The organism is Synechococcus sp. F70.1, from assembly GCF_047502745.1.
Classification (GTDB): Bacteria; Cyanobacteriota; Cyanobacteriia; order Thermostichales; family Thermostichaceae; genus Thermostichus.
The window spans coordinates 16073-36305 of sequence record NZ_JANSJL010000056.1; the positions used below are offsets into that span (position 1 = coordinate 16073).

The 20233-nt window shown below is 59.9% G+C and carries 22 protein-coding genes and 1 tRNA gene; 9 read left to right on the forward strand and 14 right to left on the reverse strand.

The window, feature by feature from the left end; genetic code table 11:
* Window positions 1-4: 4 nt before the first annotated feature.
* Window positions 5-208, forward strand: a complete 204-nt coding sequence (locus tag NW860_RS05535; protein WP_414512910.1) for a hypothetical protein — start codon at window positions 5-7, stop codon at window positions 206-208.
* A gap of 302 nt (window positions 209-510) precedes the next feature.
* Entirely contained in the window at window positions 511-1050 is a 540-nt protein-coding gene (locus NW860_RS05540) for a DUF726 domain-containing protein (RefSeq protein WP_414512912.1), read from the forward strand.
* Between the two features lie 27 nt (window positions 1051-1077).
* Here the strand turns inward: NW860_RS05540 and NW860_RS05545 are convergent, their stop codons facing one another.
* Together NW860_RS05545 and NW860_RS05550 are read right to left on the reverse strand one after the other, a co-directional pair.
* On the reverse strand, window positions 1078-1476 hold the full coding sequence (locus NW860_RS05545) for a class I SAM-dependent methyltransferase (RefSeq protein ID WP_414512949.1): 399 nt from the start codon (window positions 1474-1476) through the stop codon (window positions 1078-1080).
* A 12-nt stretch (window positions 1477-1488) separates the two neighbouring features.
* Window positions 1489-1758, reverse strand: a complete 270-nt coding sequence (locus NW860_RS05550; protein WP_414512914.1) for a hypothetical protein — start codon at window positions 1756-1758, stop codon at window positions 1489-1491.
* A 282-nt stretch (window positions 1759-2040) separates the two neighbouring features.
* On the opposite strand from NW860_RS05550, the gene NW860_RS05555 reads away from it, so the two are divergent.
* A complete protein-coding gene (locus NW860_RS05555) occupies window positions 2041-2364 on the forward strand; it encodes a gas vesicle protein GvpG (protein ID WP_414512916.1) in 324 nt (107 codons plus the stop codon).
* 227 nt (window positions 2365-2591) lie between these two features.
* A complete protein-coding gene (gap, locus tag NW860_RS05560; protein ID WP_414411383.1) occupies window positions 2592-3611 on the forward strand; it encodes a type I glyceraldehyde-3-phosphate dehydrogenase in 1020 nt (339 codons plus the stop codon).
* An 11-nt stretch (window positions 3612-3622) separates the two neighbouring features.
* Here gap and NW860_RS05565 read toward each other — a convergent pair whose 3' ends face one another.
* Window positions 3623-4192 (reverse strand): 2'-5' RNA ligase family protein, encoded by a 570-nt coding sequence (locus NW860_RS05565; RefSeq protein ID WP_414512918.1) that lies wholly within the window; start codon window positions 4190-4192, stop codon window positions 3623-3625.
* 104 nt (window positions 4193-4296) lie between these two features.
* On the opposite strand from NW860_RS05565, the gene NW860_RS05570 reads away from it, so the two are divergent.
* Window positions 4297-4713: a (2Fe-2S) ferredoxin domain-containing protein gene (locus tag NW860_RS05570; protein ID WP_414411385.1), complete on the forward strand. Its 417-nt coding sequence runs from the start codon at window positions 4297-4299 to the stop codon at window positions 4711-4713.
* Here NW860_RS05570 and NW860_RS05575 read toward each other — a convergent pair.
* Window positions 4686-5318, reverse strand: coding sequence for a lysophospholipid acyltransferase family protein (locus NW860_RS05575; protein WP_414404926.1), 633 nt, complete (start codon window positions 5316-5318; stop codon window positions 4686-4688). The two genes, NW860_RS05570 and NW860_RS05575, sit on opposite strands and share 28 nt — an antisense overlap.
* Before the next feature lie 197 nt (window positions 5319-5515).
* Between NW860_RS05575 and NW860_RS05580 the strand changes: the two genes are divergently transcribed.
* Window positions 5516-6631, forward strand: coding sequence for an NAD(P)/FAD-dependent oxidoreductase (locus NW860_RS05580; RefSeq protein WP_414512921.1), 1116 nt, complete (start codon window positions 5516-5518; stop codon window positions 6629-6631).
* Between the two features lie 13 nt (window positions 6632-6644).
* Here NW860_RS05580 and galE read toward each other — a convergent pair whose 3' ends face one another.
* From galE to NW860_RS05600, 4 genes are all read right to left on the reverse strand, one after another.
* A complete protein-coding gene (gene galE, locus NW860_RS05585) occupies window positions 6645-7640 on the reverse strand; it encodes a UDP-glucose 4-epimerase GalE (protein WP_414512923.1) in 996 nt (331 codons plus the stop codon).
* A 68-nt stretch (window positions 7641-7708) separates the two neighbouring features.
* Window positions 7709-9190 (reverse strand): cobyric acid synthase, encoded by a 1482-nt coding sequence (locus tag NW860_RS05590; RefSeq protein ID WP_414512925.1) that lies wholly within the window; start codon window positions 9188-9190, stop codon window positions 7709-7711.
* A gap of 104 nt (window positions 9191-9294) precedes the next feature.
* Window positions 9295-9366: transfer RNA gene (locus NW860_RS05595), tRNA-Gln, on the reverse strand.
* 67 nt (window positions 9367-9433) lie between these two features.
* Window positions 9434-9892, reverse strand: coding sequence for an FHA domain-containing protein (locus tag NW860_RS05600; protein WP_414512927.1), 459 nt, complete (start codon window positions 9890-9892; stop codon window positions 9434-9436).
* 296 nt (window positions 9893-10188) lie between these two features.
* Here NW860_RS05600 and NW860_RS05605 point away from each other — a divergent pair, with 296 nt between their 5' ends.
* The 3 genes from NW860_RS05605 to NW860_RS05615 are packed head-to-tail and all read left to right on the forward strand — an operon-like array spanning window position 10189 to window position 12929.
* A complete protein-coding gene (locus NW860_RS05605) occupies window positions 10189-11037 on the forward strand; it encodes an inositol monophosphatase family protein (RefSeq protein ID WP_414404931.1) in 849 nt (282 codons plus the stop codon).
* A 30-nt stretch (window positions 11038-11067) separates the two neighbouring features.
* Window positions 11068-11979: an ABC transporter substrate-binding protein gene (locus NW860_RS05610; RefSeq protein ID WP_414512929.1), complete on the forward strand. Its 912-nt coding sequence runs from the start codon at window positions 11068-11070 to the stop codon at window positions 11977-11979.
* Window positions 11937-12929 (forward strand): DnaJ domain-containing protein, encoded by a 993-nt coding sequence (locus tag NW860_RS05615; RefSeq protein ID WP_414512931.1) that lies wholly within the window; start codon window positions 11937-11939, stop codon window positions 12927-12929. The genes NW860_RS05610 and NW860_RS05615 overlap by 43 nt, the downstream gene beginning before the upstream one ends.
* Before the next feature lie 12 nt (window positions 12930-12941).
* Here NW860_RS05615 and NW860_RS05620 read toward each other — a convergent pair whose 3' ends face one another.
* From NW860_RS05620 to ntrB, 6 genes are all read right to left on the reverse strand, one after another.
* The gene (locus NW860_RS05620) at window positions 12942-14495 is read right to left on the reverse strand and encodes a lysostaphin resistance A-like protein (RefSeq protein WP_414512933.1); all 1554 of its coding nucleotides are present in this window, start codon (window positions 14493-14495) and stop codon (window positions 12942-12944) included.
* A 67-nt stretch (window positions 14496-14562) separates the two neighbouring features.
* Window positions 14563-15285: a tRNA (guanosine(46)-N7)-methyltransferase TrmB gene (trmB, locus tag NW860_RS05625; RefSeq protein WP_414512935.1), complete on the reverse strand. Its 723-nt coding sequence runs from the start codon at window positions 15283-15285 to the stop codon at window positions 14563-14565.
* A 39-nt stretch (window positions 15286-15324) separates the two neighbouring features.
* Window positions 15325-16245, reverse strand: coding sequence for an L-lactate dehydrogenase (locus NW860_RS05630; protein WP_414512951.1), 921 nt, complete (start codon window positions 16243-16245; stop codon window positions 15325-15327).
* A 75-nt stretch (window positions 16246-16320) separates the two neighbouring features.
* A complete protein-coding gene (locus NW860_RS05635; protein ID WP_414512937.1) occupies window positions 16321-17163 on the reverse strand; it encodes an ABC transporter ATP-binding protein in 843 nt (280 codons plus the stop codon).
* A 38-nt stretch (window positions 17164-17201) separates the two neighbouring features.
* Window positions 17202-19193, reverse strand: a complete 1992-nt coding sequence (locus NW860_RS05640) for a nitrate ABC transporter ATP-binding protein (protein ID WP_414512939.1) — start codon at window positions 19191-19193, stop codon at window positions 17202-17204.
* A gap of 54 nt (window positions 19194-19247) precedes the next feature.
* A complete protein-coding gene (ntrB, locus tag NW860_RS05645) occupies window positions 19248-20195 on the reverse strand; it encodes a nitrate ABC transporter permease (protein WP_414512941.1) in 948 nt (315 codons plus the stop codon).
* Between the last annotated feature and the right edge of the window lie 38 nt (window positions 20196-20233).

Below are 20233 nucleotides of genomic sequence, written 5' to 3' on the forward strand. Positions count from 1 at the left end.
TAAAGTGGAACAAGTTAAGTTCTTTGCTAATTTCAAGGAGAAAGCAATCCTGGAGATCGTTGGGAAAATCCTTTGGGGAGCCCCAAAGGCGGCTGCGGAGATTGCTGCCGAGGTTGTGGGAAAATCTGCAGGTGCTGTCCTTGGCACTGCTAAGGTCGTCGGTCAGGCGACTCAAGCAGTTGAGTTGCCCAAGCTGCTTTCGACCTAGGTACTGAGGTCGCTCGAGGAGCAAGAGAAGTTCTTGCTGGAGCTGGCACAACTGCTCTCCATCTTACGGGAACTCTTGCTGACGGAACCTGGAACTATCTTGTCGAAGAAGCTGTCCACCACAAGCCTGAGCTGATCCCTATCGAGCCCTCCCTAGGCTGGGACGAGGCCCTGGTTTTTATCAACGGTTTTCTCAGCGAAGGCGAAACCCAACCTTGGAAAAAAAGACTATTGTGGGAAACACTCCGACGGGCTGGGTGGATGGGATCCCCATACTACCTCTGGTGAGATGCTTCCAGTCCGGTGAGATTCGCCTTATCCACCCTTAAGCTTGGCGTAGGACTGCTTGCCCACTGGGAAGCCCACAAAGCCAAAGCCAAAAAAGTGGGGCTTGACTATGGCCATCCTCTGCTCTCCTCTTTGCCGGAAAGACAGATTACGCTGATGGGGTTTTCCTTGGGAGCTAGGGTAGCCTACCACATTATGCGAGGTTGGCCTAAGACTGTAGATCCGCGCCTTGAAGATATCATTCTGCTCAGCGGTGCCGTCAGAAGGCAAGCCGATAAGCAGTGGAGCCTGCATGTAGAAAATATCACGGGAAAACTGGTGAATATCTACAACGAAGACGATCTAGTTTTGGCCTACGTCTTCAAGGTTCCATCCCTCAACCGCAGCCCCTGCGGGATCAAGCCAATTAAAGAGTTTCACCCCAGAATCGAGAACCTTAATGCCACTCACTTAATCGGCTCTGGGGAGCACAGCTACAAAGCTTATCTACCTCACCTGGAGCTCCTTCTGGATCAGAAGCTGGACTGGAAAGCTCGCTGCAGTCGCCTGCTCTAGGTGGGTAACTGCAGGTAGCCTCTAACCCTACAAAACCACAACCAGAGACTTTTGTTGCTGGCGGTCACCCTCCAGAGAGAGCTCAGCTTCAAGAGCAGTTGGCTTTTTCTGGAAACAGCAGTACACAAACTTTTGCACAGCGCCAGCGGGGGTGCGGTGCTCTTCTTGCTCATGCTTTAGGAGGTTGAAAGCGCTACCGAACTCTGCCTGCAAGAGATCGGGCGAGTAGCACACAACAGGCAGGCCAGTGCATTGCGTAGGCCCGTCTTCACCGAAGGTAGCTATGATAGCAAACCCTCCTGGCTTTACTGCTCTCAGGACATTGGCCACGTATGCTCGCCGATCTTGAGGATTCGTAAGAAAGTGAAACGTTGCCCGGTCATGCCAAATGTCGTAGGCGTTGGCCGGCAGAGTTAGCTGGGTAATGTCGCCCTCTACTCAGTTGACTGTGTTTCCCCGCTCCCCCAAACGGGCCTTTGCCACTGCCAGAGCTGCCGCAGAGATATCGAGAACTGTTAGCTTGCGGTAGCCCGCCTCCAGCAGTTCATATACCAACCTGGACGCTCCTCCGCCAACGTCAATAATCGAGGCTGAGAAGCCCAACGCCGTCTCCCGAATAAGACGCAGCGACCGCTCAGCGCGTGGCTGAAACCAACTGAGAGGCTCGGCTCGCTTGGTCTTATAGACGTTCTCCCAGTGTTGCTTCATCTTGCTGATCTGTGTTTGCTTATATGACCATATTTTCATGGTAGCAGCCAGGCAGCACACAACACCCCCCGCTGGAAGTGCTGGAACAGAGGCAACTCGCAGTAGAGTCCACCGGCAGGGATCCCTCTGTGCGTGCCCTCTAAGCGAGAGCTGATGCTCTCGGAACAGCTAGCCCAGCCGCATCCGGAGGAGCTGCCTTTGCTTGGCTCTGGCTAGCTGGCCTTGCGTGCAGGCAGGATCTGCGTTGAGTAGAATCGACCTGTCCTTACCAGGAAAGCAAGGATGGTTTGGCAGTTGTTGACGTGGCCAGCGCAGGGCTTGCTATGGCTAGCAGAGCAGATTCGCGAGCGGGCCGAGGCGCAACTTGACAGCAGGGAAAACCTCCAGAAAGAGCTTACAGCTCTGCAGAGCCAGCTTGATCTAGGGGAGATCGACGAGGAGACCTATACCCGGCGAGAAGAGGAGATCCTGCTGGCTCTGCAAGCCTTGGCGGAAGCCGATGCAGCTACCAATGGGGAAGCAAGGGATCCTCAAAACTCTTTGCCATGCCCCCAAGACAGCTTGCCCCAAGAAGGAATCTATCCCGCTGATGCAACCAAAAGCTAGGTACCTCGGAGCGGTTGCAGTCTTTGAGCCTAGCTACAGGCAAGGGGTCTGCTTGTCATAGCAGCCGGCGGCCTGTCCCCTACCCGCCCAATTGTGCCAGAGCGATTTTACTTAGGAGCGCCAAGCTCGCCAGATCGCGAACATATCTTCAGATTCAGAATGTTCAGGGCTTGCGGTATCATGGGCTAAGCAGCCCCCGAACAATTGGAAGCAGCGAGGTCAAAGCAGTGGTTAGGGTAGCCATCAACGGATTTGGTCGTATTGGTCGCAACTTTTTGCGCTGTTGGCTAAGTCGTCCGCAGTCCAATGTCGATATTGTTGCCATCAACGACACTTCAGACGCTCGCACGGCTGCCCATTTGCTGAAGTACGACTCCATCCTTGGAACCCTACAAGGAGTGGAAGTGGAGGCTAGCGAGGGTGGTTTGCTAGTTAACGGCAAGCACATCCATGCCGTTTCCGAGCGCAACCCCAGCAACCTCCCCTGGAAAGAGTGGAAGGTGGACCTTGTAATCGAGGCTACTGGCGTTTTTGTCGACTACCAGGGGGCCTCCAAGCACCTAGAGGCGGGAGCCAAAAAGGTGGTGATCACTGCCCCAGCTAAGGGAAGTGACATCCCTACCTTTGTCTATGGTGTTAACCAGCACACCTACGACCCGGTGCGGCACAACATTGTCAGCAACGCTAGCTGCACCACCAACTGCCTTGCCCCGATTCTCAAAGTGCTGCTGGACAAGTTCGGTGTGCGGCGGGCTACCATGACTACCACCCACAGCTACACGGGCGACCAGCGCATTCTGGATGGAGGCCACCGCGATTTGCGGCGGGCGCGGGCGGCAGCGCTGAGCATGGTGCCTACTACGACGGGGGCAGCTAAGGCGGTGGCGCTGGTGATCCCTGAATTGAAAGGCAAGCTCAACGGGGTGGCGGTACGGGTTCCTACGCCCAATGTCTCTTTGGTGGATTTGGTGGTGCAAACAGAGCGCCAAGTGATTGCCGAGGAGGTCAACGCCGCCCTGAAGGAAGCCTCGGAAACGACCATGAAAGGGATCATCGCCTACTCAGACGTTCCCTTGGTTTCTATCGACTACCGGGGCCACAGTTGCTCCGCCATTGTGGATGCAGAGCTGACCAGCGTCCTGGACGGGGATCTGGTCAAGGTCATGGCCTGGTACGACAACGAGTGGGGCTACTCGCAGCGGGTGCTGGATCTGGCTGAATACATGGCCGCTCACTGGGTAGAGTAGTCGGCTGCTTCTCATCCCCTAGTGGCAGAAAGGGAAAATTCGGCAAAGACTTGCCAGCGCTTGCCGTCGTGGATGAGGAGGGTGAGGGCAGAGGCGAGAAAGGATCCCTGGAAGGGACGATTCTGGAAGAGTGGCCAGGCTGCACGGAACTGGGCTGGCCGGAGATCTCGAAAGGCTACCGTTATGTGAGGCACAAAAGGACGAGGGGAAGGCGTTGTGGCCTGCTGCCTGAGAAGAAGGCTCATGTGCTGCTGGGCCTTGGTCTGCAGCCGCTCCAGCTCTGAGGAGGGCTCAACGTGAATATAGATAACCCGCGGCGCGAAAGCACCAAAGCCACGCAGCTCAACGGCAACTGGGGCCTGCTCTTTGGCAAATTCTTCCAGGGACCCCGTCAGGGCTGCCAGCTCAGCGGTGGGCCACTCAAAAGGAGGCACGAGGGTGATGTGAGGGGGTGAGCGCAGGGCTGCTCGGCTGGCAAATTGCTCGGCAAACTGTTGTTTGATTGCCGTCACCTGCTCCTGCAGGTCTGCTGGAGGAAGAAGGGCTAGAAACAACCGCTGCTGGGGAGCATTGATGAGCATTGCCAAGTAGGCAAGAGGTACTTTCCTCCAGGCTAGGGCATCGCCTCCTCAGGCTTCTACCTTCCAGTGGAGAGTTGTCTAGCAATGCAGTGGAAGGATACCCCATGACCCAGCTTTCCGCTGTCTCTCCAGAGCTTCAGCCGGCTTCGATTCCCTCCTACCATTGGCATCTATTTCTCTGCGCCGACCAGACCAAGCCCAAGTGCTGTGAAAAGGCGGTGGGGCTGGAGGCCTGGGAATACCTGAAGCTGCGGATTCAGCAGTTGAACCTAGAGCTGGCGGGCGTTGGCTCTCTGCGCGTCAACCGCACCAAGGCCAATTGCCTACGGGCATGCAACTATGGCGTTCCCGGGCCCGTGCTGCTGGTGTACCCCGGTGGGTTTTGGTACCACTCGGCCACGCCGCCAGTGATAGAGCGGGTGCTGCAAGAGCACATCCTGGGCGGGAAGCCGGTGGCTGAGTACCTCGTTGCCCAAGCTACTCTGATTGCCCCTCAGCGCCCCTGGTCCAGGAGGAGGTGAATGGCTTCCACACAGGCTGCCGTTACCCGCTGCAGCTCAGCTTTCTCGCTAGAAACTGGCGGGGGGATCAGCTTGCCGATGCGCACAGTGATGGGGCAAAACAAACGCGGCCAGCGGGATCCCTTGGGCAGCACCTTCTCGGTGCCCCAGAGGGCGACAGGGAGCAGGGGTGTCTGAGTGCGCGCTGCCACCAAGGCTGCCCCCAGGTGAGGCTGGGGAATGCGGCCATCGGGGGTGCGGGTGCCGTTGAGGAAGATCCCTACTGCCCATCCCTTGGCCAAAGCTGCCTCTGTGGCCTGCAGGGCGCTGCGATCTGCCCCACCTCTTTTTACTGGATAGGCGCCGTAGAACCGGATCACCTGCTTGAGCACGGGCACTCGGAACAGCTCTTCTTTGGCCATGAAGGCTACAGGGCGGCGCACCGCGTTGGCGAGCAAGGGCGGATCCAGGTGGCTAGCATGGTTGCTGACGATAATGAGGGATCCCTGGCGAGGCACATTTTCCTGCCCATAGGTGCGGCCAAAATACAGTCCCCGAAACAGCGGGTTGACCACTAGCCACTTGAGCAGCCAGTAGGCCAACCAATCCCGGCGGCGATAGCCCATCGCAAAGCTCGAGATTCTCTAGAGTTAGCAACAGCTCCCTCTTTGAGTGTAGGGGAGAGGGGTAGCGGAGGGAACAAACAGCGAACGCTAGCATCTAGACTGAGAAAAACCTCCGGCACAATTCGGGAGCGGTTCATAGGCGAAGTCGGAAGCCAGCAGTTCAAGATCACCGCGCCCGGCAGGATCGAGGAGGAGTCGTGAACTGTGACGTGTTGGTCATTGGCTGCGGGGTGGTGGGTTGTGCCATCGCCTATGAGCTAGCAGCAGCAGGGCTATCAGTCATTGGGGTAGATGCTGGGGAGCCGGCCTCAGGGGCTACCGGCGCGTCGCTGGGGGTGTTGATGGGAGTCTGCAGCCGCCAACCCAGCGGGGAGGTGGTGGAGTTGCGCCTAAAAAGCCTGGAGCAGTTTGATCCCCTGATTGCTCGGCTGGAAGCAGACTTGGGTCGCACCTTGCCCGTCAATCGGCGCGGCATCCTCCGGCTCCTCCAGGAGGAGGAGGTAGCAGCCTGGCAAGAGACCCTGGCAGCTCGTCAACAGGCGGGCTATGACCTCCAGTGGCTGAGTCCGGCGGAGGTGAGATCCCTGCAGCCTGGCCTGCGTAGCGACCTGGCAGGGTCTATCTACTCTCCCCACGATCGCCAGATCCACCCCAAGCTCTTCACGCAGGCGCTCTTGGAGGCAGCTCAACGCCGAGGAGCCTGCTTTTTCTTTCACCAGCCGGTTTGCAGCTTTCAGCGCAGCCCAGATCCCCCCTTTCGCGTAGAGGTGGTTCACACCCCATCGCTCACCTTGGCGGCGGGGTACGTTGTTCTCGCTGCTGGGCTGGGCAGCTCTGCTCTGGCCAAAGAGCTGGGCTTGCAGATGCCGCTGCAAGCTGTTAAGGGCCAGGCCCTGCGGATTCAAGCTGCTGGGATCCCGTGGGGGCCAGTGGTGGCTGATGGGGATCTCAACTTGGTTCCTTTAGGGGATGGATCCCTGTGGGTGGGGGCGACGGTGGAATTTCAGGCCTCCCACGCCGAGCCAACCCTGCTGGCTCTTCAGGATCTGCTGACCCGCGCCATCCGGCTTTGCCCAGCCTTGGCGGAAGCAAGGCTATTGGAGCACTGGGCCGGCCAGCGGCCGCGACCGCTAGGGCAGCGCGCTCCTATCCTAGGGCCGGCTCCTGGCTATGCCAATCTGCTCGTTGCCACTGGCCACTATCGCAATGGGGTCTTGCTGGCTCCCATTAGCGCCGCCATCCTGCGAGACTTGATCCTAGAAGGCAAAACCGACCTGGACACCCTCAGCGCCTTTGCCCCCCGCCAGAAGTGAGTAGCACGGAGCACTAGCAACGTGGTCTTTGAAAATAGGGCCGCTTCTGCTGCCAGCACCAGGCAGTTTGAAGGATCTCAGCCAAGTTGGTATAGCGGGGCCGCCAGTTGAGGTCACGGGTAATGGCCGTGGCGTCGCCCACCAGCCGCGGCGGATCCCCGGGTCGGCGCGCCCCCACTTGCACAGGGATCTGCTTGCCGGTCACGGCCTCGGCTGTGGCAATCACCTCCCGGACAGAAAAACCTTGGCCATTGCCCAAGTTATAAGCAGGTCGCAGAGGCTTGCCAGCCGCCAGCGCCTCTAGGGCCAAGACATGGGCTTGCGCCAGGTCGGCAACATGGATGAAGTCGCGGATACAGGTACCGTCAGGGGTATCGTAGTCATCCCCAAAGATGGTTAGGTGAGAGCGCTGGCCAGCGGCAACTTCTAGGGCTAGGGGGATGAGGTGGGTTTCTGGGTCATGGGCCTCGCCGATTTCGCCGTCAGGATCGGCGCCAGCGGCATTGAAGTAGCGCAGGCTAACGGATTGGATCCCGTAGGCAAGCTGGAAGTCCCGCAGCATCTGCTCCACCATGAGTTTGCTCTGGCCGTAGGGGTTGATGGGGCGCTGAGGGTGGGTTTCCGGGATGGGGATCTGCTCCGGCACGCCGTAAGTGGCACAGGTGCTGGAGAACACCAGGTAGGGGATCCCGTGATCCCGCATCGCCTCCAACAAGGTCAGGGATCCGGCCACGTTGTTGCGGTAGTATTTGCCCGGATCCTTGACCGACTCGCCCACGTAGGCATAGGCGGCAAAGTGAATTACCCCTTCGGGGCGGTACTGCCGGATGACTTGATCTAGCCGATGGCGGTCGGCAATGTCGCCAATTTCCAAGGGCCCCCAGCGAACAGCCCAGGGGTGGCCGTAAACCAGGTTGTCGTAGGCAATCGGCAGGTGGCCATGGGCCGCCAGGGCTTTACAGGTGTGGCTGCCGATATAGCCTGCGCCGCCTGTAACCAGAAGCCGCATAGGCCAGGGGGAAGGAAATCCCTGTCTAGAATACAGCCATTCTCGCAGACCTCGGCTATTGCCCCGCCCTATTCCAAAAGCTGCTGCCACTCGAGATGAGGCCGCCAAGCTTCTGCCAGGCGATCCAGCAGTTCTTCCCGCTGCTGGGCGTAGTGGCCCTCCAGTTCTGGCAAGGGATCCCAGCCTTTTTGTCGGCGCAGCCAGTTTAGCCATTGCCGCCGCCAGCGGTGGTTGTCGAAGAGGCCGTGTAGATAGCTGCCCCAGACCCGGCCTGTGGGATCCCGCCAACCCAAGCCTTCTTGCTCAAAGATTGGCAGGCAGCCTGAGGAATTGGCCTGGGTGGATCCTTGGTGGATCTCATACCCCTGGACGGGGGTGGTGGCAGGCCAGCGGCTTTGTGTTTGCACCTGCTGGGTGACCTTGGTGGGCTGCAAGACGGTGGTCAGCGGCAAGAGGCCCAACCCGGGGTAGGTGCCGGCAACTCCCTCTCGGCCTTCAGGATCGGCGATGGTTTGTCCCAACATCTGCAGCCCGCCGCAGATGCCAACAATGTGGCCGGAATAGTGGCGCAGTTGGTCGGCTAGGCCACTCTGGCGCAGCACCAGCAGATCCTTGAGGGTGGTTTTGCTGCCGGGCAGGATGACCACATCGGGGGATCCCAGGATCTGGCCAGGGACAACCCAGCGCAGATGGACGCTGGGCTCTGCTAGCAAGGGGTCGAAGTCGGAGAAATTGGCCACCTGGGGCAGGCGAACCACGGCAATCTCCAGCCGGTCTCCCCGCCGGGGACGGCGAACTTCCCAGAGGTGGGGGCCGGCCTCCAGGCCCAGCGAATCTTCCTGCGGCAGCGTCCAGTCCAGCCAGGGCAGAACTCCGACCACGGGGATCCCGGTGTAGTTCTCCAGCCAATCGAGGCCAGGCTGCAGCAGCTCCCGCGCGCCGCGAAACTTGTTGATGACAATGCCGCGGATCAGGGCCCGTTCCTCTGGCTCCAGCAACTGCAGGGTGCCCACCACATGGGCTAGCGCCCCCCCTCGGTCAATATCTGCCACCAGCCAGGTGGGGGATCCCAAATGCAAAGCCACCCGCATGTTGGCCAGATCCCGCTGCTTGAGGTTGACCTCTGCCGGACTGCCCGCCCCCTCGCAGACAATCCACTCGTACTGCTGCTGCAGGCGAGCCAGAGCTGTTTTCACTGCCTCCCAGGCAGGCGCAAACCAGCGCTCGTAATACTCACTGGCACAACAGGTGTCCACCGCCACGCCGTTGAGGACCACCTGGGAAGTTAGGTTGCCCTGGGGCTTGAGCAAAATCGGGTTCATCTCCACGGCGGGCGGGATCCCGGCGGCCCAGGCCTGCAGGGCCTGCGCGTAGGCAATCTCGTGGCCCTCGGCAGTGACATAGGCATTCAGCGACATGTTCTGGGCCTTGAAGGGGGAAACCCTCTTCCCCGCCTTCTTCAGGAGGCGACAGAGGGCAGCCACCAAAAGGGTCTTGCCCACATGGGAAGCAGTCCCTACCACCATCAAGGAGCGGCACAGCTGGGCCATTGCGGATCCCCTGAGCTTTTCGACAGGCAGACCCTCCCTCCAAAGGGGCGGGGCAGAAGAAAAGGGAGGGAAGCAGCTTCCTCTCCCAAGCAAACTCACTCAAGCTGGGGCAGATGGATTCGAACCACCGAATGGCGGGACCAAAACCCGCTGCCTTACCACTTGGCGATGCCCCAATTTACCTTGCCTAGCTAGCTCAATATAGCGATGTGGCTTTGAATCTGTCAACGGTTCCTTGGTCGCCTAGGTCGTGGGGAAGCTGCAGCTATTTGCCAGGGGGCCGGAGTTGACCCCAGAAGGGCTGGGCAGCTGGGGGATGGGGACCACTTCGAAGAAGTAGGCCCGGATCTCCGGCCCAAAGTAAATGACATCCCCACTTCTCAGGTAGTGGGTAGCCACGCGGCTGCCGTTGACGAATACGCCGTTGGTGCTGGAGTGCCCTTGGCGGTCGCCGTCGATGAGACAGTAGGTAAACCCTGTGCGGCTAGACCGGGTAGGCACCCGCACCAGGTAAGCATGGCGGCGCGAGACAAACTGGTTGACAATCTGGATAGTGTTGGAAGGGTCTCGGCCAATGGTGTAGATATCCCCCCGCAGGATGTAGCTGCAGGGCCGCACAGGATGACATAGGCAAAGGGTGAACTCCGGATAGGACAGAGGCTGCTCGGGAACTGGCTCGAACAGCTCTTCTGCCAGTTCCAACTCCTGGCTAGCGGACAGCTGTGCTCCGCCCACTGCTGTAGTCGCAGTAAAAAAGTCGCTGAGGTTAGATGGCATCGGCTTTCCCTCTCCCACCTTCAAGTACACCCCATTCAACCTAGGCTTTCCAGGCAACTCACAAAACTCGCAACTTGCAGGTTCCCACCTCCTCCAAATTTTGCATCAGGCAGAGCTTTTCTCTGGCTGTCTGGGCCCGCTTGGAGGGGCAAGCCTTGCTAGCAGACAGGCTATTCTGGGTAGCAGGTCTATAGCTTACTTTATAACCCTAAGGTGCGGATGTGACGGAAGCTCTGTTGCGTCGGTTGGATGTGGCTACAGAAGCGGCTCTGGAGGCGGCAGCACTGTTGCGGGAGTACGTGGACAAAGCTCTGGCTATTGAGGAGAAACGTCCAGGGGACTTGGTGACAGCAGCAGACCGCGCTTCCGAGGAGCTCATCTTGAAGATCCTGAGGCGCCACTTCCCCGAAGATGGGATCTTGACGGAGGAATCGGGCCAGCAGGGATCCCCAGAAGGCACCTACACCTGGGCGATCGATCCCTTAGATGGCACCACCAACTTTGCCCACGGCTACCCCTTTGCTGCCGTCTCTATTGGCCTGCTGGAGGGGCGGGAGCCGGTGCTAGGGGTGGTCTGCGACATCTTTCGGGGGGATCTCTTTCGCGCCGTACAAGGGATGGGAGCCACCCGCAACCGCAAACCCATCCGCGTCTCCTCTACTACCGAACTCTCCCGCAGTCTCCTGGTTACTGGCTTTGCCTACGACCGCCGGGAAACTCCGGACAACAACTACGCTGAGTTCTGCCACTTCACCCACCTCACCCAAGGAGTGCGGCGAGGGGGATCGGCTGCCCTTGACCTGGCCTACGTGGCCACTGGCCAGTTGGACGGCTATTGGGAGCGGGGTCTCTCCCCTTGGGACATTGCCGCTGGGATTGTCTTGGTGCGAGAGGCCGGCGGCAAGGTTACCGCCTACGACGGCAGCCCGGTAGATGTGTACAGTGGCCGCCTGCTGGCCAGCAACGGCTGGCTCCATGCTGCTCTCCAAGAAGAACTGGCCCAGGTCAGCCCCCTGCCGGTTTCCTTCCCGCTGCGGCGGAATCGCCAGCTCGGAGAGCGCAGCAGCTAAAGTCAAAGTCTACGTAAAGGCCAGCAAGTCATGGCGCTTTTGCAAAGCAAGGGAGGCAACTTAGTCGGGAAAAGACTCCGGCGTTGTTGTTGGGCGGCAGGGTTTGGCCTGGTGCTTCTCTTGGGGATCCCCGCCTATCCTCAGCCTGCCCAAAAGCCAGCCTCAGCCGCCCTCGTGGGTTCCGACTCCCGTTGGGCCCAAATTCGGGCGCGGGGCCGTCTGCGGGTTGGCCTGGATCCCAGCTTGGGCCCTGCCTACCTCTACACCGACCTGGGGCGAAAAACCTACGCCGGCTTTGAGTGGGAGATCCTCGAGGCCATTGCCCAGACGCTAGAGGTGCGGCTTGAACCTGTCTACATCCCCTGGAGCCAGCAGTTGACGGCCTTGCAGGCGGATGAGGTGGATCTCATCTGGGGAGCACGGGAAGGCCTGGGCCTGGATTCGCAGCAGTTTCTCGCCACCCGGCCCTACTACCTCAGCCCCCAGCGCTTGGTGGTGCGGGATCCTGGGCAAGGGGATCCCCCTATCCAGTCTCTGGCCCAGCTCTTTGGCCGCAAGGTGGGCATTGTAGTCAATAGTACGGGAGCAGCGCTGTTGGAAGCCTACAACGAGAGGCGGGGCAACCCCATCCGGCTCTTTGCCACCAGCAACCCCGAGCGCCTGTTTGCCCAGCTCCAGGCCGGCCAGTTGGATGCAGTGCTCGTCGATCAGCCCGTGGCTGTCCTGGGCCTGCGTCAGGCGGGATCCCGGCTGCGCCTAGTGGGGCCGCCTCTCTTCCCCATACCTTTGGTGGGAGTGGTATCCTCGCAGCACCCTTCCTTGAAGGAAGCGGTGGATGCGGCGATCGCAGCCCTGGCTAAAAATGGAACTCTGCAGCAAATCTTGGAGAGGTGGCAACTATGGGAGCCAACGCTGATGTCCCCCGCATTGACCGGGGGCTAGCTCGTTACGAGACCGACCACTTTGCCATCCTGGGCGTGCCCCTTACCGCCGACCCCAAGAGGATTCGGCGCGGCTACCTGCAGGCGGCCAAGGCCCTGCATCCGGATCGCTTTGTCGGGGATCCGGAAGGGGCAGAGCGGGCCAATGTCCTCTTTGCCAAGCTGGTCAACCCGGCCAACGAGGTGCTGACCAAAGAGCGGGAGCGGTCGGAATACGAGGCTCTGCTCAAGCTGCGCATCCAACGGCTACTGGAGTCGCCGCCTGCAGATCTCTGGCCTACGGGAGAGGCAGTCAAAGGTTTGGCCGAGTCTCCCAACTGGGAGGAAGAGTATGTCCAGCGGGTGGAAAAGCTGGCCAAAGAGCAATACAGCTCCCTGGCCACCCTGCTGGAGAAAACCGAGCAACTGAGCGAGCTCAACCTGGCCTATCTGTTGCTCAAGGCTGGCTACAAGGCAAGCCCAGCTCCTGCCCCTAAAACCACCCCCCTGGGCGGGATCCCGGCCAGCCCCCCAGCTCCGCCGCCCCCTTCTCCTGCCGCCCCGCCTCCACCTCCCCAACCCAGTCCTGCCGAGACCCGCTTCCTGCAGGCCCTGGACATGATCGAGCGCAAGCAGTACCGGGCTGCCATCCAGTACTTAAACTTTGCCATCAGCGCCCAGCCCAACGTGGCCCGCTACTATCTACACCGGGGTATTGCCCACCTGAAGCAGGGCAACGCCGGTATGGCCAAGGCTGACTTTCTGCAGGCCAGTCGCTTAGAACCCAACAACGCCGAGTTGATGGCCGAAGTGCGCCGCTGGCTGCAGCAGGTCACCACCCAGCAGCCGGTTCCCGTTCCCTCGGCTAGCCGTCAGACCTCCCAGCCCCAAAAAGTGGTGCCGCCCTCCCGCAAGGGAGAAAGCGGTGGCTTCTGGAGCCGCCTCTTCGGCATCTTCGGCAAGAAAAAGTAGGCTCAGCTCCCTTCAGGAAGCGCCCGCCAGCACCAGCAGCGTGACCAGGGATCCCGTGTTCCAGAGGCTGTGGAGCAGGATGGGGGCTAGCAGGTTGCGGCTGTGGCTGTACACCACTCCCAGCACTACCCCCAGCATGGTCAAGGGCAGCAAATCGGCAAGGTTGAGGTGAGCAATGGCAAAGGTGAAGGCGCTTAGAGCAATGGCAGCCCCCATCGGCAGGTAACGGCTCAGCGTCGGCAGCCAAAAACCCCGAAACAGCACCTCCTCAAAAACGGGGGCACAGACAGAGACCACAGCTAGAAATAGCAACCGCGCCCCCCAGCCGTGGCTCTCCAAAAGCAGCGGCAAAATGGGGTTGCCGCCCCCCGCCTGCGGCAGCAGTAGCTGCGACAGCGCCGCCGCCAGCACCACCAGCGGTAGGGCCGCCCCGTAGCCGCACAGGCCCCAGAGCAGCCAAGGACCCCCTAGGCGCACCTGCAGCACTTTTTGCCAACCTGGGTAGGCACGTAGGAGCCAGGACAATAGCCCTGCCCCCAGCAAAGCCCCAGAGTTGTAGGTGAGAAACAGGGTCGCTCCTTGGTGCCAAGGGCTAAGCTGCTGGGCTCCCAGGCCAAGGAGGGTGGTGTAGAGTCGAGGCACCAAGGCGCTGAGAAGAAGAAACCCCAGGAACCATCCCGTTAGCACTGCCTGCGCCCCGATCCCTGGCCAAGGCACCTCCCAGGGAGGACCCACGAGAGAACGTTGGCGCCAGAAGCTCCAGCCCAGCCAGCCCACTAGGAGGATCAGCCCCAGCAGCGCCCCCAGCAGGGGGATCCCGCCCACCACCGCCAGCCGGAACAAAGCTGCCAGAGCCAATTTTTCCTGCTGCTGGTTAAGGGCATTGAGGCTGTCGCCGCGCTGTTGTAGCCGGTAGAGCTGCTGCAGGGCCACCGCCTCAAACCAGCCGTCCAGGTGGTTGCGGAGGTGTACCTCGGCCTCTGGCAGGATGCGCCGCGGCGTCCCCCACAGCCCCTGCAAGACCTGGGCTGCTTCCTTTTGCGGGGATTCCAACTCGAAGGGACGGCTGGGATCAACCACTTGCTGCCACTGCCGGTGGGCCGCCTCCAGATCCTCCTGGTAAGCGTAGAGCAAGCCCAGGCGCAGCCGTAGCCCGTCCAGCTCTGCCTGCAGCTCCTGGACAGAAGCCAGGAGGGCAGGATCCCCTGTGGACCCTTCGCCCCTCGTCTCCAGCCCTGCCACCCGTTTCAGGCGCTGTAGGCGCTCGGCGTAGTTGTCGGCCACCTGCTGGTAGCGACTGCTAGCTACCTTGAACACCTCCTGATCCAGCAGAGCTCGGGCCAGATCCTGATAGCGAGGATCGTCAAGGGTGCGGGCAGCCTGCAGGGCAAGATCAATTTGCAACAGATCCAGCTTCGTTTGCAGCGGCGGCTGGAACCAACTGCTGGCCAACGCAAGCCCAGCAATGACAAAAGCTAGCAAACTGAGCAGGTTGAGGAGCCCCCGGCGAACAGAAAGCCAACCGAAAAAGGGATCGACAAAAGCCGTGGCTTCAGAGGGAGACATGGCAGCAACGGCGGCAACTCCAGCGGCTTATATCCTAGCTTCTCTTGGCCTCAGCCGACTGAAGGAGTCAGCGTCGCTCCAGCCAATAACGGTAGATGGGCAGCCCCAACTGCAGACACTGCCACTCCCGCTCAGTAGGAATGCCAAAGGGGTTGTCATCGAGGGGACCCTGGTAGGGATTCCAAAACTGCGGATGCTCTAGGAAACGAGCGACCATCTCCTCGGCAACTTCCTGCACGTCCGACTGCAAGAAAACAGGGCTGCCCGGTTGCAGCAGCAGCGCCAGATCCGCCACCAGTTGGGGCTGGACGATCCGCCGCTTGTGATGGCGCTTTTTAAACCAGGGATCCGGAAATTGAATGGTGACGCGGCTAAGCTCCCCAGGGGCAAACAGATGCCTTAGGGAGACGTTGATGTTGGCAAACAGGAAATAGACATTGTCCAGCCCCAGCTCGTCCCGCCAGGCATTGGCCCGCTCCACCAGCGGCTGCCGAATCTCCACGCCCAAAAAGTTCCAGTCGGGCTGTTCCTGGGCCAGGCGCAGCAGAAAGCGCCCACTCCCGCTGCCGATATCCAAGTGAAAGGGCTGTCCCAGCCGCCGATACACCCGTTCCCAGTGGGGTGGGGAAGCAGGCTGTTGGTACTGAGCCTGCAGGGGGTTGACATGTTGCCGCAGCCGTTGGCCAAGCCCCTTTTGCAGCGGGAGGTCAGCCCAGGGGGGAGAAGGAGAGCCCTCCTTGGGTTGGCTTTTAGGACTCCTAGGACTGGGCCGTTGCACTTCTGTTGCCATAAGCGCCAGCTTCGGCTCTTGCAGAGGGAACCCTCTAAGCTACCACTGGATACTGTCAATGACCTGCCGCAAGATCTGGGCCGAGCGGTGCAATTGCTGCTGCTCGCTCTCGGTAAGGGCCATGACTAGCGTGCGCTCCACCCCTTGCCGTCCAACGACCCTGGGCAAGCTAAGGCAGACCTCCGGCAGGCCGTACTCCCCCTGGGTGAGGCTGCTCACGGTTAAAACCCGCCGCTGATCCCGCACTAGCGCCTGGACAATCTGCGCCACCCCTAGGCCAATGGCATAGCTCGTGGCCCCTTTGCGGCGGATGATCTCGTAGGCGGCGTTGCGCACCTGCTCGAAAATATCCCCCAAGTGGGCGGGATCCCAGGCTGGCGAAAGCTGGCCAATTGGCGTGCCGGCGATATTGACCTTGCTCCAGACGGCCACCTCGCTATCCCCATGCTCGCCGATGATGTAGGCGTGCAGGCTGCGCGGATCCACTCCCAGCCGCTGGGCCAAAAGGTAGCGAAAGCGGGCCGTATCCAAGACCGTTCCCGACCCCATCACCTGCCCTGGCGGCAGCCCCGACAACTTCAAAGAAACATAGGTCATGACATCAACGGGGTTGCTCACCACGAGGAAGATGGCCTCTGGACAATGCTCCATCAGGGCCGGGATCAGGCTTTTGAAGATCTCGACGTTGCGGTGGACCAAATCCAAGCGGCTTTCCCCAGGCCGCTGCTTGGCCCCTGCCGTTAAAATCACCACATCAGACCCGGCGCAATCGGCCAGCTCCCCTGCCCAGATCCGCGTCGGCTCGACAAAGGGGATCCCGTGCACCAGGTCCATCACCTCTCCTTCCAGCTTGGCGCGGTCGATATCGTGAAGAACCAGCTCGTCTAGCGTGTTTTGGATAACCATCGCGTAGGCACAGGCCATGCCCACTTGCCCAGCGCCGATGATGGATCCCTTCAAAAGGCGACGGGAAGCCTGCTGCTTAGCCTGCTGCTGAAGGGGCGACGGAGGTTGGTGCCCAGAGGCCGTCATGGCTTAATCCAAGACATGGGCGAAGCGACGGTAGAGAAAGTCGAGGGCAGAGTGGCGCAGCTCGTAAAACTCAGGCATTTCCATGATACGGGAGCGGATGCGCGGTCGCTCGAAAGGAATGGTCAAGATCTCGCCAATACGAGCAGCAGGGCCGTTGGTCATCATCACCACCCGGTCTGATAGATAAAGAGCCTCGTCGATGTCATGGGTAATCATCAAAACCGTGCAGCGGTGATCCCGCCAAATGGCTAGCAGCTCATCCTGGAGCTCTTCCTTGGTAATGGGATCCAAGGCCCCAAAGGGCTCGTCCAATAGCAGCACTTCAGGGCGAACGGCCAGAGCGCGCGCAATGGCCACCCTTTGCTTCATGCCGCCAGAAAGCTGCTTGGGCCGCTTGTGGGCTGCTTCGGCCAGACCCACGAGTTCCAGGTGTTCTTGAACGATTTCCCTTTTCTCGCTGGGGGATTTATCAGGATAGACCTGATCCACCACCAGATAAACATTTTCAAAAGCTGTCAGCCAAGGCAAAAGGGAATAGTTCTGAAACACCATCATCCGGTCCGGCCCTGGAGCAGTGATGGGCTGGCCCTTGAGGGTAATGGACCCGGACGTTGGAGCAGAAAACCCGGCCACCATGTTGATCAAGGTGGACTTACCACAGCCGGAGTGGCCGATAATGCAGACGAATTCCCCGGCAGCTACTTCCAGATTGATGTTTTCCAAGGCAACAAAGGGCCCTGCCGCAGTCCAGTAGGTCTTGCCCACATTCTGAAGACGCAGAAGAGGCAGCCCTGCGGCAGAAATTGTTGAAGACGAGGGCGAGGAAGATAGGCGAGAGCTGGTCATCATGGCGTTTTTAGTTTGAGAGGCTAAGGTAACAAAAGCTAAACTTCGCTAAGCCGGTAGTTCTGCAGCTTCGGCTCCTGCCCTATGGCCACCGACTCCAGGTAGGCAATGGGATCCTCGCCATCAAAGCGGGATCCATCGCCAAAGAGCAAAGCTCCACGGTCGTGGGCCCGATCCGGCAGCCCCAGGTCTCTGGCAGCTAGGGCATAGGTCTTGTCGTCTAGCACTTGCTCGAGGACAGAAACCCAATTGCGAGGAAAAGCGCAGAGGCCCCAGCGAGCCATTTGCGTCAGGATCCAGAGGTGCTCCAATCTTTCCGGACAGGTGTTGCGCCCGTTGGCAAACTGATGGAAACCGACAATCACTTGCGATTCATCGGCAATTCCCCGCTGCAGGACACCCCTCCACCCCGGCTGCAGATCCTCCAGGGCCGCGCCCACATACTGAGGCTGAGCCAGCCACTCCAGGATCTGGGGACGGTGCTGCGGCTGATCGCAGTAGTGGCAAGCCTCCAGTAACGCCTTGACCAGGGCCACGTGGGTGCGGGGGTAGCTTTGGGCCCAGTCCTGGCGCACTGTTAGGACTTTCTCGATGTGGCTGGGCAAGATTTCGGGAGTGGTGGTGACGATGAACCCCAGCCCTTCCCTAACGGCGCGGGAGTTCCAGGGTTCGTCCACGCAGTAGCCGTCGATATTGCTGGCTTTGAGACGGGCCACCATCTGCAGAGGTGGGATCACTGTCAACGTGACGTCGCGATCCGGATCCACCCCTCCGCTGGCCAGCCAGTGCCGCAACAAGAAGTTGTGCAGGGAAGCTGGGTGAACCACCCCCAGGGTAGGGACGGCCTCTGGGGTTTGCCTTAGGTAGTTGCCAAGATCCCAGGGGCTAAAAACCCCCTGCAACAGAAGTCGACGCCCAAAGGTAATGGCGCTGCCGCCGCGGGAGAGGGTTAACGAGGTTACCAAAGGCACCGGCACTCCCCCCACTCCCAGAGTGGACGCCAACGGGATCCCGGCCACCACCACAGCCGCATCCAGCCGACCGGAGCGGATCCCTTCCCAGATGGTCTTCCAGCCCGGCTCTCGCACCAGGGTGACCTGTTCCAGACCGTGCTTTTGAAACAGGCCTTTTTCTTGGGCCACCACCAGAGGGGCGCAGTCGTTGAGGGGCACAAAGCCAATTGCCAAGTTGACTTTTTCCAGCCCCCCCTTGGCAATGGCCACGCGGGTGAGAGTTTTCTGGCGGGCCCGCTTTTGCTGGTTGAGAAAGTAGATCATCTCGCCCCGCAGGCTGTAGTACTCGGGGTGATTCACCACTTCCAGGCGGTGGCGGGGGCGGGGAAACGGGATTCGCAAGATCTGGCCGACGCGGGCCTCAGGGCCATTGGTGAGCATCACCACTCGATCTGAAAGCAAAAGCGCCTCGTCCACATCGTGGGTCACCATGACGCAGGTGAGCTGCTCGGCCTGGGCAATCTCCATCAGTTGCTCCTGCAGGCTGCCGCGGGTAAGGGCGTCCAGCGCCCCGAACGGCTCATCCAACAGCAGTACCCTGGGGCGAATGGCCAAAGCCCGGGCAATGGCCACCCGCTGTTTCATCCCCCCCGACAGATGGGCCGGGCGCTTGTCGGCTGCCCCCTGCAGCCCCACGCGGCGGATGTGCTCTTCCACAATCTGCTTCCGCTCCGCTTTGGGAAGGGATCCCAGCACCTCGTCTACGGCTAGAGCAATGTTTTCCCGCACCGTCAACCAGGGCAGCAGGGAATAGTTCTGAAACACCACCATGCGATCCGGCCCGGGATCCGTCACCTGCCGGCCCTCTAGGAGAACACCGCCTCGGGATGGCTGCTCTAAGCCGGCAAGGATATTGAGCAAGGTCGATTTGCCACAGCCGGAGTGGCCAATGAGCGAGACAAACTCCCCTTTTTGGATCTCTAGATGGATGTCTCTCAGGACAGGGTAGACTTCTCCATTGTCTAGAAGAAAATCTTTGTCTACATGATCAACTTCGATGTAGGGCTGGGTCTTCATAAGGCTACCTAAGGGATTCCTTGAAATGGATTGTTGGGATCAGGAAAACTTAGCCTAGTGATCTTCGCTCACCACCAGCGAGCCAATCCAAGCCGTGATGCGATCCAACAAAAGTCCAACTAGGCCAACATAGACCAAAGCTAGAATAATCTCGCTAACGCGGGAGCTATTCCAGGCATCCCAAATAAAGAATCCAATGCCCACACCGCCAATCAACATTTCCGCCGCCACAATGGCCAGCCAAGACAGGCCCACCCCAATGCGCAAGCCGGTGAAAATGTAGGGCACGGTTGCCGGGAAGACGATCTTGAAGAAATACTTCCAGCCAGACAGACGCAGAATTCTGGCCACATTGCGGTAATCCTGTGGGATCCGCTGCACGCCAGCGATGGTGTTGATCAAAATAGGCCAGAGGGCAGTGATGAAGATAACAAAAATGGCGGAAGGATTGGCATCGCGAAAGGCGGCCAAGGAAATGGGCAGCCAGGCTAAAGGTGGCACTGTGCGCAGCACCTGAAAGATGGGATCCAAGGCCTCGTAGAGCCAGCGGTTAACCCCAATGATCATGCCGCCCACGACCCCCACCAAGCCGGCCAGGGCAAACCCAAGGAACACCCGCCGTAAGCTGGCCCAAATTTGCCAGAACAGCCCTTTAGCATTGCCACCATAGTCAAAAAAGGGATCTTTAATGAGGGGATCCCAAGTGTCCTGCCAAACTTGGAGAGGTGTGGGCAAGTTGGCCCCGGGCCGGCTGTAGGCAATTTGCCAGAGAATGAGCAGGATTAGAATGGCCGTGGCGGGCAACAGAATGCGGCGCAGCACCTTGTAAACCTGAACCCGTTGCCGCCAAGCAAAGGTAGAGCTAGCGGGTGTGCCGGCGTTGGCCTGAAGAGCAAAACCTGGGCCAGTTTTCAGCAGCCATTGCCCTAGGCCAGCCAGTAGGGAAAGGAAGATCTGCAAGAGGTGGTAGCTCAACTTTAGGGCGGATTCGGGAAGTCTCATAGTCTACTAGGAGTGAGGTTGAAGTTAGCTTAGAGGGA

Coding starts and splice junctions, on each gene's coding strand:
- NW860_RS05550 (WP_414512914.1), bottom strand. CDS start 1,758: ATGAAGCAACACTGGGAGAACGTCTATAAGACCAAGCGAGCCGAGCCT.
- NW860_RS05555 (WP_414512916.1), top strand. CDS start 2,041: ATGGTTTGGCAGTTGTTGACGTGGCCAGCGCAGGGCTTGCTATGGCTA.
- NW860_RS05565 (WP_414512918.1), bottom strand. CDS start 4,192: ATGCTCATCAATGCTCCCCAGCAGCGGTTGTTTCTAGCCCTTCTTCCT.
- NW860_RS05570 (WP_414411385.1), top strand. CDS start 4,297: ATGACCCAGCTTTCCGCTGTCTCTCCAGAGCTTCAGCCGGCTTCGATT.
- NW860_RS05575 (WP_414404926.1), bottom strand. CDS start 5,318: ATGGGCTATCGCCGCCGGGATTGGTTGGCCTACTGGCTGCTCAAGTGG.
- galE (WP_414512923.1), bottom strand. CDS start 7,640: ATGCGGCTTCTGGTTACAGGCGGCGCAGGCTATATCGGCAGCCACACC.
- NW860_RS05590 (WP_414512925.1), bottom strand. CDS start 9,190: ATGGCCCAGCTGTGCCGCTCCTTGATGGTGGTAGGGACTGCTTCCCAT.
- NW860_RS05610 (WP_414512929.1), top strand. CDS start 11,068: ATGGCGCTTTTGCAAAGCAAGGGAGGCAACTTAGTCGGGAAAAGACTC.
- NW860_RS05615 (WP_414512931.1), top strand. CDS start 11,937: ATGGGAGCCAACGCTGATGTCCCCCGCATTGACCGGGGGCTAGCTCGT.
- NW860_RS05620 (WP_414512933.1), bottom strand. CDS start 14,495: ATGTCTCCCTCTGAAGCCACGGCTTTTGTCGATCCCTTTTTCGGTTGG.
- trmB (WP_414512935.1), bottom strand. CDS start 15,285: ATGGCAACAGAAGTGCAACGGCCCAGTCCTAGGAGTCCTAAAAGCCAA.
- NW860_RS05635 (WP_414512937.1), bottom strand. CDS start 17,163: ATGACCAGCTCTCGCCTATCTTCCTCGCCCTCGTCTTCAACAATTTCT.
- NW860_RS05640 (WP_414512939.1), bottom strand. CDS start 19,193: ATGAAGACCCAGCCCTACATCGAAGTTGATCATGTAGACAAAGATTTT.
- ntrB (WP_414512941.1), bottom strand. CDS start 20,195: ATGAGACTTCCCGAATCCGCCCTAAAGTTGAGCTACCACCTCTTGCAG.